7 protein-coding genes are annotated in these 13,306 nt (G+C 56.6%); 2 read left to right on the top strand and 5 right to left on the bottom strand.

Translation table 11 applies throughout. The features are described from left to right. Positions 1–12 precede the first annotated feature (12 nt). The 5 genes from B2590_RS08875 to B2590_RS08855 form a co-directional block, all read right to left on the bottom strand. On the bottom strand, positions 13–1,230 hold the full coding sequence (locus tag B2590_RS08875) for a choline transporter (RefSeq protein ID WP_091643996.1): 1,218 nt from the start codon (positions 1,228–1,230) through the stop codon (positions 13–15). A 226-nt stretch (positions 1,231–1,456) separates the two neighbouring features. Then, the gene (betA, locus tag B2590_RS08870; RefSeq protein WP_091643993.1) at positions 1,457–3,142 is read right to left on the bottom strand and encodes a choline dehydrogenase; all 1,686 of its coding nucleotides are present in this window, start codon (positions 3,140–3,142) and stop codon (positions 1,457–1,459) included. Between the two features lie 21 nt (positions 3,143–3,163). Beyond that, positions 3,164–4,630: a betaine-aldehyde dehydrogenase gene (gene betB / locus B2590_RS08865; RefSeq protein WP_091643991.1), complete on the bottom strand. Its 1,467-nt coding sequence runs from the start codon at positions 4,628–4,630 to the stop codon at positions 3,164–3,166. Between the two features lie 31 nt (positions 4,631–4,661). Further along, a complete protein-coding gene (gene betI / locus B2590_RS08860; RefSeq protein WP_036211644.1) occupies positions 4,662–5,255 on the bottom strand; it encodes a transcriptional regulator BetI in 594 nt (197 codons plus the stop codon). Positions 5,256–5,446: 191 nt separating this feature from the next. After that, positions 5,447–10,612: a hypothetical protein gene (locus B2590_RS08855; RefSeq protein WP_127401991.1), complete on the bottom strand. Its 5,166-nt coding sequence runs from the start codon at positions 10,610–10,612 to the stop codon at positions 5,447–5,449. 259 nt (positions 10,613–10,871) lie between these two features. Here B2590_RS08855 and B2590_RS08850 point away from each other — a divergent pair, with 259 nt between their 5' ends. Together B2590_RS08850 and B2590_RS08845 are read left to right on the top strand one after the other, a co-directional pair. Continuing rightward, a complete protein-coding gene (locus B2590_RS08850) occupies positions 10,872–11,501 on the top strand; it encodes a response regulator (RefSeq protein ID WP_075194613.1) in 630 nt (209 codons plus the stop codon). A 20-nt stretch (positions 11,502–11,521) separates the two neighbouring features. After that, positions 11,522–13,273, top strand: coding sequence for an ATP-binding response regulator (locus B2590_RS08845; protein WP_091643986.1), 1,752 nt, complete (start codon positions 11,522–11,524; stop codon positions 13,271–13,273). Positions 13,274–13,306 lie beyond the last annotated feature (33 nt).

Here is a 13,306-nt window from a genome sequence, read left to right as displayed (position 1 = left end):
GTGTAAAGCTATCTAGCTCGCTAACTCAATCTTCCTGAAGTCGAGTGTATTCTCTTTGGGCGAACCTTCAATGCCCATCACCTCAGCACGACGTTTCGTGACAATGTATACGAAGCAGCCGAAGTACAGCGCAATCACCAGCGCGCCCACCCACTGAATGCGCAGGAAGTCCAACTGGAACAGCAGCGTCAAACCACACATCGCAATCAGGTTACCGAAGTAATATTTCCACTGGCCCAGCCGGCTTGCGGTCAGGTTGAGATTGTCGGTGTAGAGCCGGATCAGCGAGTCCAGAGAGTTGATCACCATCAGGATACCCACCGTGATCATGGCTATGTTGATGTAGCTGGCGATGTTCAGGCCCTCAGCGTGGTAATGGTAGAGCACCGAGAACCAGGTACCGATGGCAATCGACGGAAACACCAGCATGGCGATCATCAACTGCCAGGTGCGCAGGCCACTGACAAAGCGCGCAGTGAACTGGCCGATCATGATGCTCCAGGAGAACCACCAGAACAGATAAAACTCGTGGTAGTCGTTCAACGGCAACATGAAGTGATGCAGGTTGCTGAAGTACTCACCAATCAACCCTGCCGTGCCAAAGAAGTCGCCGACACTGCCGTTGCCCGTCAGGAAGGCACGGCCCCACATTACCGCAATCAGCGCGATAAACAGCCAACTGGAACCCAGGCTGAGTATGCGCACATACTTGATTTTACTGCTGGAATAAACCGCCGCCGCAATCGCCGCGAAGACGATCAGGTAGAACGTAGGCACGACGGTTTCGCCGTCACCAATTTCCGGCAGATACCAGGGCAGGTTGACCAGCAACAGGAACGCAGTAAAGGCACAGGTGCCGATGATCACCACATTGTTGACCACTCGCACCAGCGGTATGTCGAAGAACTTCACCCGCGGCTCGATCACACAGAAGTAGAAGCAGGTAAGGAAGTAGAACCCCCAGATCAGAAAGGCCCAGAACCCGAACTCAATCGCCAGTGGGTTAGCAAAGCCGTATTCGGGGCTTTCCGTCAGGTTGCCGTAACCGGCAAATTCCGTCAGCGGAAACATGATCAGGCCGACGTCCAGGCCCGAGGTAAACAGAATGGCGATAAACGTGAAGGTGCGTACCGGCGTTACGCCGATGACTTTCAGGTCCCACCATTTGAACAGGATCAGCGCGATAGCCGCGAAAGTGAAAATCAGGCCTGTGGATAACCAGAGTGTCATACATGCCTCCAGTTTCTGGCATTACTTATTATATGGGACAACATGGGTGTTCCTCCTCTACTTTGAAGCACGTGTTCATTCGAATCGGACACAAACCCCCGCGTTGACGGGTCAACACTTAACTATCGCGCGCTCGGAACGGCACGGTTATCGCGCCGCAGCGACGATAGGTAAGTCCTGATGGTTTGCATAACTACCGGCGGCCATTGTGCCGCCGGGAAAGGTACTAGGCGGTCCCGCGTCTGGCCCCTCCGGGGCGTTGACGATCACGCCATTGCCCGTCCATCGCCACTGCGGCATCGGACGGATTCAGTGGCTCGACGCCACGAATAAGGTCAGCGGCACGCTCCGCCACCATGATGGTGGGGGCATTGAGATTGCCGTTGGGGATGGTGGGGAAGATGGACGAGTCCACTACCCGCAGGCCGGTGAGGCCATGAACCCGTGTGTCGGGACCTACCACTGCCTGGTCATCCATACCCATCTTGCAGGTGCAGGATGGATGATAGGCGCTTTCCACCGCCTGGCGGACAAAGGCGTCTATGTCTTCGTCACTCTGCACATCAACGCCGGGCTGGATTTCGGAGCCTCGATAGGCGTCCATCGCCGGCTGGCTGACAATCTCACGAGTCAGGCGCACGCAATCACGGAAGCCTTCGCGGTCATCCTCGTGCTGCAGGTAGTTGAACTGGATGCGCGGCGGCTGACGGGGATCGTCTGACTGCACATATACCGAGCCGCGGCTTTTCGGCTTGTTGTGGCCAACGTGCAACTGAAAGCCGTCGCCATCGAAGGCTTCTTTGCCGTCATAGCGCATGGCCGCTGGCAAAAAGTGATATTGCAGGTCCGGCCACTCGACGCCCGCCTTGGAGCGGATAAAGCCGCAGGACTCGAAGTGATTGGTGGCGCCCAGGCCGTCTTTCTTAAGCAACCAGCGAACACCGATCTTGAGCTTGTTCCACCAGTCGAGCTTGCCATTGAGAGAGACCGGCTGCTTGCAGCGGAACTGGAAGTAAAACTCCAAATGATCCTGCAGGTTACCGCCGACACCGGGCAGTTCGTGATTGACGGGGATTTCGGCCTGCTCCAGTACGCCGCGATTGCCAATGCCGGAAAGCTGCAACAGATGAGGCGAACCGATAGACCCGGCGGACAGGATCACTTCCTCTGACGCCGTAACGTCCACCAGCTTGCCGTCTTTCTCGTAGCGCACACCGGTGGCCTGTTTGCCTTCCAGCAACACCTTGTGCACCAGCGCGTGGGTGACCACGGTCAGATTGTCCCGCGCCATGGCGGGGCGCAGGTAAGCATTAGCAGTAGACCAGCGGCGACCATTCTTGACGGTCATGTGCATGGCGCCGAAACCTTCCTGGCGCTCGCCGTTGTAGTCGTCGGTGGCGAAATAACCGGCATCCACGCCCGCATCCACAAAGGCCTTGTAGAGCGGGTTCTGCATGTTGTTGCCGTTATTCACGCCCAGCGGGCCCTGGTCACCACGGTAGTCATCAGCGCCAAAGGCCCAGGTTTCCGCCTTCTTGAAATAGGGCAGGCAGTGGCGATAGTCCCAGCCCTCGGCGCCCTGCTCCTGCCACTCGTCGAAATCACGGGCATGGCCACGTACGTATACCATGCCGTTGATGGAGGAAGAGCCGCCCAGCACCTTGCCCCGGGGGCAGTGCATGCGGCGGTTATCCAGGTAGGGTTCCGGCTCGGTCTCAAACTGCCAGGCGTATTTTTTGGTGTTCATGGGGATGGACAGCGCCGTGGGCATCTGGATAAAGATGCTCTTGTCGCTGCCGCCGGTTTCCAGCAGCAGCACCCGGTGGCGGCCATCCTCGGTAAGCCGGTTGGCCAGCACACAGCCTGCAGACCCCGCGCCGACAATGATGTAATCGTAGTTCACTTCTTTCATACGCAACTCCTGACAACCCGCTTAAAAAGGGCTGTCTATGTCTTCCATGCCCACGTACACCGCCTTCAGTTGGGTGTAGTGGTCGAGTGTGACTCGGCCGTTCTCGCGGCCAACACCGGAGAGCTTGTAGCCACCCACCGGCATTTCCGCAGGCGATGCTCCGTAGCTGTTGATCCAGCAGATGCCAGCCTGGATGCGATGAATGACACGGTGGGCCCGACGAATGTCGCTGGTGAATACCCCGGCTGCCAGGCCCGTATCCGTGCTATTTGCACGGTCGATCACTTCCTCCTCGTCGGAGAAGGTCAGTACCGACATCACCGGCCCGAAAATTTCCTCGCGGCAGATGGTCATGTCATCGGTACAGTCGGTGAAGATCGTGGGCTCCACAAAGTAACCCCCGGGCGCGGAGGCCGGCTTCGCGGCCTTACCGCCGTGGCTGAGGGTGGCGCCCTCGGCAATGCCTTTCTCGATGTAATCCAGCACCAGTTGCTGGTGCTTCTGCGAGATCAATGCGCCAAAGTTGGTGTCCGGATCGGTGGGATCGCCCATACGTATATTGTTCAGTGTCCGCTCCAGCAGGCGGTCCATGAACTCCGAATAGATGTCTTCATGCACAAACACGCGCGTCCCGTTGGTGCAGACCTCGCCCTGGGTATAGAAGTTACCCAGCATGGCTGCGGACACTGCGTTATCGATGTCTGCATCGTCGAAAACGATCAGCGGTGATTTACCACCAAGTTCCATGGTGACGTCTTTCAGGGTGGAGGCAGCCGCGGTCATTACCTTCCGGCCAGTGCCGACTTCCCCGGTGAACGACACCTTGGCGATATCGGGGCTGTGGGTCAGCCAGGCACCGACATCACCCGCGCCCTGGACCACGTTGAACACGCCGGCCGGTACGCCGGCTTCGACAAAGATCTCCGCCAGCTTGAGGGCGCCCATTGGCGTTTCCTCCGAGGGCTTGAAGATCATGCTGTTGCCGGTAGCCAGGGCCGGGGCGGACTTCCAGCAGGCAATCTGCAGCGGGTAGTTCCACGCACCGATACCAGCGCACACGCCCAGCGGCTCACGACGGGTGTAATAGAAATCCCCGCCAAGGTCCTGCTGGTTGCCCTCTACCGAGGGCGCCAGCCCCGCAAAATACTCCAGGGTGTCTGCACCGGTTACCACGTCTACGACCTGGGCTTCCTGCCAGGGTTTGCCGGTGTCCTGAACTTCCAGGGCAGCCAGTTCGTCATTACGCTCCCGCAGCAACGCCACGGCACGCTGGAGAATACGGCCACGCTGGGCACCGGTCATCGCAGACCAGACCTTGAAGCCGTCCTGGGCGCTGTCTATCGCGGCCTTTTGGACAGCTTCATCGGCGATTTCCATTTCATAGATCACTTCGCCCGTGGCCGGATTCACAACCGGGAAGGTTTCACCGGAGGCATTGGCCATGGGCTGGCCGTTGATAAAGTTCTGATAACGGGGCAATTCAGTCATGGGATTCAAACCTGATCGTGTGAATTCGGGGTTAATTAAGGGCGGATTCGAGTGCGTTCAACGCAAATCGTTTACACAGCGTTTCCGCCGCCGAGAAGCCTTCCTGGGGATCGGTGCTCAGGGCACTTCGCAGCCAGAAGCCGTCGATCATCGACGCCAGCTGGCGGGCGGCTTCGGTGGCGGCCTGTTTTGGCAAACGCTGGGCGAAGGAGTAACGGAGATTGCTGTACAGCCTGGCGTTGTTGATCTGCTGCAGGCGCTGCAAACCCGGCTCGTGCATGGAGCGGGCCCAGAAGCTGAGCCAGGTCTTTGCCGCCAGATCGGTACGCTGGAACTCGGAAAAGTTGGCTTCCACGATGCACTGAAGGCGTTGTTCCGGCGACCCGTCGGTGCGAGCCATCCGCTCCCGCAGCTCCTTCCCCAACTGGTCCAGCAAATAACGCAACGCGGCTTCGATCAGCCCCTGCTTACCGCCGAAATAGTGGCTGATGATGCCGGACGACATGCCGGCACGACGGCTGATGGAGATGATGGTGGTGTTCTGCAGCCCCAGCTCGGCAATAGACGCCATGGTGGCATCAATCAGTTGCTGCTTTCGGGTGTCTTTCACGCCAACAATCGGCATCGCGCTTCCTGTCCGTTTTATTAATTGAACGTTCAATTAAAATAAAGTGTACAGAAAGTAATCGAACCATTCAACCTGGCCTATGTGCACGGAATAGACGTCCACAAAAAAAACCCGCTATCCAGAAGCTGGACAACGGGCGGAATTTGTAGCCAGTCTGTTTCGAGAAGCTCTCGACTTCGGACTGACTGCTACTCGACCAGCACCTGCCAGCCAACATTCGGCGTCGCGCTACCCGTTAATGCAACCGTTGTAATAGTCCCGTTTCGACCTGCAGCACTACCAACAATGTCTTCAAAGGTCAGAACCTTTTCGAAAGTAGCTAGCTCATCGACCTCTACAGGAGCTCCAGCAGGGCAAAATCCACCGCTCCCGTCGATCTCTCTGACTGTCCCGTTTAACACAATGGCATCCCCCGCCTGCATCACAAACGTCTGGTCTGCATAACTGCCGCTAAAGTAGAGAGTCGCAAGGTTCCCGACTTCAATGTAATTGCAGGCCGGTGCTTCCACTAACACGAAAGAAGAGTTATCGGTGAATTCTCTTGTGTTTACGACAACTCTACCTGGATAACGATCGCCGCCTCCCTGGGCATAAAATGTCCAATCCCATTCGTTGTCACTGCCAGCAGCATTCAACGATAAGAAAGTGTAGCGAAGAGTGACCACTGCATCGGGAACAAACGGATTGCTGCTCGCTGCCCTTTCCTGACCGTCATTACGATTGTCATCATCCGTATCGGGATCTGTCGGATCCGTTGGCTCAGGATTCAATCCGCCGCGATTCACCTCGTCACCATCGTTCACGCCATCAAGATCGGTATCAGCCAGCAATGGGTTGGTGTAAAACGTACTTGCGGTCGAGCGGCCAGGGATAAGCAGGAGAAAACCCTCTTGCGTTTCTGCTTTATCCGACAAGCCATCCGAATCGCTGTCGGAAAGTAACGGATTGGTTCCCAGGCCCCCGGTCGAGCTCGGGAAATCCAGAACCGGATAGAGCTGCCCAAGCTCGGCATACTTTCTCAGGTCATTCACTTCCTCGTAGTCAGACAGTCCGTCACCATCAGTATCCTGATTATTGGGGTCGGTCCGCAGGTCCCGCTCAATCACATCCGGCAAGCCGTCGAAATCGGTATCGGGCAGCGACGGGCTCGAATTAACCTGACGGCCTATGGCTCCGTTCACGCTCACCACCCATCCCAGCGTGTCTTCTTCCCGATCTGAAAGACCATCGAGATCGGAATCGATGAAGTCAGAACCGTCAAACTCGGTCGGGTTCGACCCCAGCGCCAGCTCCAGGCCGTCTACAAAAGTATCCGCATCAGTATCCCGTCGCAACGGGTCACTGACCAGGCCCTCAATAGCAGGGCGAACTCTGTCATCACCTTTGGTGACACTATCAATCAACTGATTGTTTCCAGGAAGAATAACAACACTTTCCGGATAGACAGGGTTGCCTGAAAACACGCGCTGAATATCGTCACCATTCTTTAACGAATCGGCAATTCCGTTGCCACCATCCACGATCGCCAGTCCAGCATCAAACCCCTCAAGCTCGATGAAGTCCGAAATGGCATCCCGGTCGGTATCCCGCTGAGTCGGGTCCGTCGCCGGCGGGATGCTGTTGATCGATTCGTAAAGATCGTCGCCCGCCAGGCTGGTTGTCAGAATGTTATCCGTACCAGGACCAACCACCGCCGTACCATACGCCACGATGGCCCCCACCGGCACCAACTGCTCATCGGTATCGCTCGCCTGGCTCTCTGCTACACCATTTCTGCCGGCAATAATGCCAATGGCCTGATCTATGACCACAGGGTCTCGTTGTAAAAATGCACACAAAGCGTCCGTTCGGGAGTCATTCGCCTCGCAGTAACGACGCAAGTCCTGCTCAACTGGGTCGAGCAACCCGTCGCCATCGGTATCCCGAAAGCGCGGTGATGAGAAGGTTTGCCTCAGGTTGCCGCCGTCCACTGCAACCTTCCAGCCCACATTGATTTCTGCGAAATCTCCCAGGCCATCCCGGTCGGTATCCCTGGAATCCGGGATGCCGTCGCAGAAAGGCTCCGGCAGCGGGCACCCTCCGGCCACATCCGGATCAAAACCTTCCCCAAAGGAACCGTTGACGTAGTTGTCCGTTCCGCTGTCCGTGGATCCTGACAGGAACTCGTTGCGGGCAAACAGACCATCCCCGTCCAAGTCTTGCAGAAACGCCAGAAACAGGTCGTTGCCCGCTTCCACCAGAATTTCATTGAAATCCGCTGCAGGCGGTAGGCTTTCAGCCGTCAGTACGACCCAGCCCCGGTTCAAGTCACCATTGCGCATGGTGTTAATGCGCACCAGTTGTTCCGGTCCGCTACAGGCATTGACCGGTTCCACAACCGGAACCAGGCACCGAACGTCTGAGTCGCCTGCCTCGCACCCGCAGTCTGCAGCGACCCGACACACGTCACCCGCTTTGTTGGAGCTAACCGCACAAGTGCGACTGGTCTCATAGCCACTCACAAACTCAACTTGATCGTCGCCGAAGCGCCCCGTGTCCAATCTGCCGTTGGCTCCTGGACCGATCACCAGCGTTCCGATACTTAAACCGGTGGTATCTCGGGGCACAATCTGGACATCGTCCCCCTGAGCCAGACTGTCGGCGCGTTTGTTCAAACCTGCAACAATGCCGCTGGCGACATCAGGGTTGAGGATTAAATCATCGCCTGCAGGTCGGCTGTCCAACCACCCATTCGGACCAACAGTAACCACCGCCTCTCCATTAAACTGGGTGACGATGTCGTCGCCGCCCACCGATGTCGGATTATCGGTGTCAAGAAGACCATTAACACCGGAAACGATTCGGTCAAGCGTGGTGTCGTGCCGCGGAACGTCCATGATAGCCTCCAGCACATAACCAATCGGCAAACCGATCGCGTCGCCATTTGGGGCATAACCTCCCAGATACCCGCCACCGGAGACCCCCCCATCATCCAACACACCGCTGGTTGCGACCAGATAATCCGTTGCTGAATCTGCATCGCCAAAATCTAGCGCGATACGGGCGGTGCGGTCGCGGGCCACTTGGTTGATAAAGGTATAGGTACGGCCCAGTTCATCGGTCACCCGGTAATTGGCCACTCGAAAGACCAAGCCGTCCGGCTTGCGCATTATGTCCTCAACTAGGTTCGGGAACACTTCACGGCTGGCGAACAAAAATGGTCCGCGCTCGGTGCTGAACGCCCCCAGGCTAACACTCAGTGGCGTCCCTGAAATTAGCTCTGAGTTCGACACCAGCGTAGCGACCGGCAGGAAGTTGGTCCTACTACCGACTTGTTGCAACACCGTAATTTCAATATCGCTCACGTTAAAAGGAACGTTGCCAAGATTGAGAATCGACAGATCAACATCAATCCGGGCCCCGACGACTTCCCTCGCTACCGTATTGGTAGTGGACAGCTCTGCCCCCTTGACCAGGGAGTTCTCGTAAACTTCCTGGCTTTCCTGCGCCGACTCGTCGTCCGTGGCCACCGTGCTGGACGCACTGTAACCGCCAGTAACCGTCAGCTCAGCGCCACCACTTAAGTTATTGCTACTCCCGCCGAAGAAATTGCCACTTCCAAGTCCCGCCCGAAGTGACGCCTCGACGCCCCACTCCGTGGTATCACTGCTTGAACTTGTAAACGAAGTGCTCTCGCTGGTCGCCAGCGTCGAATTGGAGCTTGACTCCTGGGAGATCACTTCGCCGGTCTCGTCCGTGTAGCTGTAGCGCTCGTCAATCTGCAGTCGAACATTCCCCACATCAATGCGCAGTTTGGGCAGGTCCGCAAGCAGTGGGTTCCGGTTCAACTCAAACAGTTCGGTATAGTCAGAGAGTTGGTCACCGTCGGTATCAGCAAGCAGTGGCGATGTCTTCAAGTCGAAGTGTTCGAAGCCATCCTGCAAGCCATCGTTGTCAGAGTCCTGCGCAAACGGGTTGCTGAAAATAGTGTTGAGTTCGAGGTTATCATCGAGGCCGTCGCCATCGGTGTCGGTGGCGCGGGGGTTCATGCCGTACTGCAGTTCCGCGCCATCACTGACACCGTCGCCATCGGTGTCGGCCACGTCCGGGTCACTGGTGACCTGGCGTTCTACGATGTCGCCGTTGGCCATCTCAATGATCACGGTATAACCGCTCTGTTCTTCGTTGTCGTAGAGGCCATCGCCGTCGGTATCAACCAGCGTACCGGCGTCCGGCCCGGTGCCGGCAAAGGTGGTACTGTTGGCGACAATCACATCGAGGGTGCCATTAGCGACACTGAACGACTGGCCGTTAATATCCCGGACGTTGCCCACCGTCACCCGGTAGGTCAGCGAATTCTGGGAACGGGTGGTCAGCACAACGGCACTGCGATCAGCGCCGGAGAATTCAGCAGAGACAACCGTCAGGCCACTGGCTTCAGGATTAACGTTTTCCTGGCCAATCGCATAGTTGGCCGGGTTGATGGCGCTTATTCCCATTGGCTTGTTGAAGTCAATCACCACACCAGTATTGCCAGACGAGCGCGCGCTGGTCACTGCAGGAGCCGTGGACGCTGCCGTATTGCGGGAAAGGCCTGAGAAATTCAGGTTACTGGCGGACGCAAGCAGTGGTAGAGCGCTCACCTTGCCAGAAACGCCGGTCAGCGTGACGGTGTAGGGCACATCGTCCTGCGGCCCGGTGGTCAGAATCACGCTATCACCGGAAGCGCCCATAGTGGCCGCCAGAATCTCCAGCGTTTCGCCCCCTGGCGTTTCAATCCGGTAGTTTTCCAGAAAGCCCGCATTGTCTGACACCGGCTCATTGAACAGCACCTCGACCACCGTATCGCTCAGGGAGGCGACGGACTCAATGATCGGCTCATTTGTGCCGTTGCCGGTGAACACCGTTGCCGGATCATCCACGCCCACCAGATCGAACTCCAGGGTGCCGTTGGGCACCAACTGGAGGTCTGACCGGGCGGGGGCAATCTCAAGAAGCACCGTTCTGCCATCTGCCGCCATGTTTGCCGCAACAACCGGCGCAGAGTTTCCGTTGGAGAGTACAACGTTGTAGTTTTTTATGTTTTCAGCCGCGTCTTCGGAGGCCGCCCGTTCAAACGTCACCTCAACATACCGCTGGCTGAGCGATTTGACGTCGCTGACCGGTGGAAGCTCCTCGGCATTCGGTTCAATCTGGCTTGCTGAATCTGTGTCATCATCGCTACTGCTGCCACCGCAGGCGCCGAGCAGGAGCACAAACGCCAGAACCGTCAGGCGGGACAGTTTCTTCCAGACTCCAGGGGATAAAACAGGGCCAGACCGGGCATACCCGGCCTGCATTGATCCGTTGCCGCTATTCACAGTGGGGGTGTTCATCATCGCTCCGAGTTCCGTTCAGCGTACGCTGGTATGGTTCGGAGCTGATGCAGCCATAATTACGGCAGACCAAGCTCAACAGACTGAACGATACCTTCGTGTTTATGGTTGTTGTTAACAATTTGTAACTAAACAAGTATCCGTAAGGAGCGCGAACGAATCATTAGCCATAAGCGCTAATTTCAACGGAATAGGGGTATTTGCCAGCGTATTTGCTACACTTCTGCTCAGTTTCGATGGCCCAGATCAGGCGATTGCTATGAAGATACTCGTCGTGGACGACCACCAGCTCTTTATCGACGGCATCTGGCACGTTCTCCAGAAAATTCATCCCCAGCCTGATATCACCGAAGCAAGCCGTGCCGAGCAGGCCATTGCGCAACTCGAGTCTGACGAATCATTTGATCTGGTACTGATTGATCTTGTGATGCCGGGACTTAATGGCCTATCGATTATTCAGAGAATGCATGAGCAGGGGATCTGGTATCCCGTCGTCGTGGTATCCGGCGAGGAATGCGCCCGAACCATCAAGACGGCATTGGAAATGGGCATCCTCGGGTTTATTCCCAAGAGCTACAGCAGCCAGAAAATGCTGGCCGCGCTGGCCTGCGTACTGTCAGGTGACACCTACATTCCACCCGGCATCCAGAAACAGATCGATACCCTGAAACCAAGACGGACGCCGCTCGCCGGCAATATCACCAGACGCCAGCGCCAGGTTCTGGAACTGATGGCCAGGGGCTATTCCAATCGCCAGATTGCCACCGCGCTTTTCCTGACCGAACACACCGTCAAAGCCCATGTGGGCTCCCTGCTACTTGAGCTGAATGCGGTCAACCGCACCGATTGCGTTCATATCGCCAGAACACGGGATCTTATCGAACGCTGAACCGCAGGAGCCAGGCCGCTATGTCTGCACTGGACATTGAGGAACGCATTACGTTTGAGTCGCTCTCTCCGTATTTTCCAAGTCTGCGCAGGTGGTCGATCGTAACCGCGATCGTGCCACTCACAGTCGTGATCGTTCTATGGCCCCGCAATGAAGCAACGCTCTTGATTGGCTGGTTTTTGGCTGCAATGGCGGGCATTTACGCGAAATACCTGTTATCCCGGCACTACCAGTTACACGCCTCACGAGACAAGAGCGCCAGCAAGTGGCACGTGGGGCTGCTTCTGAGCACCGCCTTCATGGGTTCGCTTTGGGTAATTGCGACTTTTGCGTTTTTTGATGAACATTCTGCTCCTCACCAGGTGTTCATGATTACCGTTGCTGTGACGCTTGGCATCGGTTCCATTACCTCCGGTACGCACTGGCTGCCGCTATACTATGTGTACGGCGTCCCCATTCTGATCGCATTGATACTGAGATTGGCCTTCGTCGGCAGCCTGCCTTACCTTGCACTCGCGTGCCTTATGGTGCTGGCCTTGCTGACGGCGATAAACATCGCAAAGCAGCTCAACGCCACCGTTCGCTCGGAAATGCGATTGCACTATTCCAGCGCTGATCTCGCCCGTGAGCTGCAACACAAGACCAGAGAGGCCCAGGAGGCTGTGTTCGCCAAATCGCGAATCCTCGCTACAGCAAGCCATGATCTGCGCCAGCCATTACACGCCATCTCGCTGTACATTGATGCACTAAGAGATACGCCAAAACACAACCGACAGGAAGGCAATCGGATTTTTCGACGCCTGGATACCTGTCTGGGCATACTGAGAAAACAGTTTGACGGCATTCTTGATATTTCGAGACTGGACGCCAACGCCGTGCAGCCGGAACCCTATCACTTTGACATTGCAGAGTGTCTCGAAGGATTAGAGCGCGAATACCGGGAGGAAGCCAGGAACAGGCACCTTAGCCTGCGTATGCATTCATCAAGAACCGTCGTTTATTCCGACCGCGCGCTGCTGGAGCGCATCCTGCGAAACCTGATAACAAACGCTCTGCGCTACACCAACACCGGTGGCGTACTCATTGCCTCCCGACGACGCAAAGACCACGTCCTCATCCAGGTGATCGACACCGGCTCAGGGATACCGCCGGATAAGCAGGAAACGGCGTTCATCGAGTTTCAGCAACTGGACAATGCAGGCCAGGAACAGGAAAAAGGACTCGGGTTCGGCCTGGCCATCGTACGCAGGTTGTGTGAATTGCTGGGCCTCCCGCTTTCACTACGATCCAGGGTGGGGTACGGATCCACATTCGAAATCCGCTGCCCTCTAGGAAGCGAGGCCCAGGCAGAGAATCATGTCAAGCACGATGCCAACCATCCCCACGCGCACGACAGGCAGAAACTCGTGCTTGTCATCGACGATGACCCTAGCGTTCTGGATGCCATGCACACACTGCTATCCCGCTGGGGTCTCACCGTGATTGTGGCTGAATCACTCGTTGATATGCTTCAAAAAATGCCCGAATCACAAACCGCTCCGGATCTCATCCTGACCGACCTGAGCCTGCTTAAAGGACCCGACGGCATTGGAATCATTAGCCAGTTGAGAGATCATTTTCGCACCAATATCCCCGGCGTGCTTATCAGCGGCACCACCGATCCGGATAAACTGAAGCAGGCCAGATCCAGTGGTTACCGGCTGGTGCAGAAGCCCATTAATCCCAGTGAGTTGCGCAGCCTTGTTCAACATCAGTTATACGCTCACAACTGACGTTTCGGGACGCCCATAAAAAAGGTTCATCGC

It is taken from the genome of Marinobacter sp. UBA3604 (assembly GCF_002375325.1).
Classification (GTDB): domain Bacteria; phylum Pseudomonadota; class Gammaproteobacteria; order Pseudomonadales; family Oleiphilaceae; genus Marinobacter; species Marinobacter salarius.
Note: the sequence above shows the minus strand (reverse complement) of the source record. Positions and strands in the feature narration are given on the sequence as shown.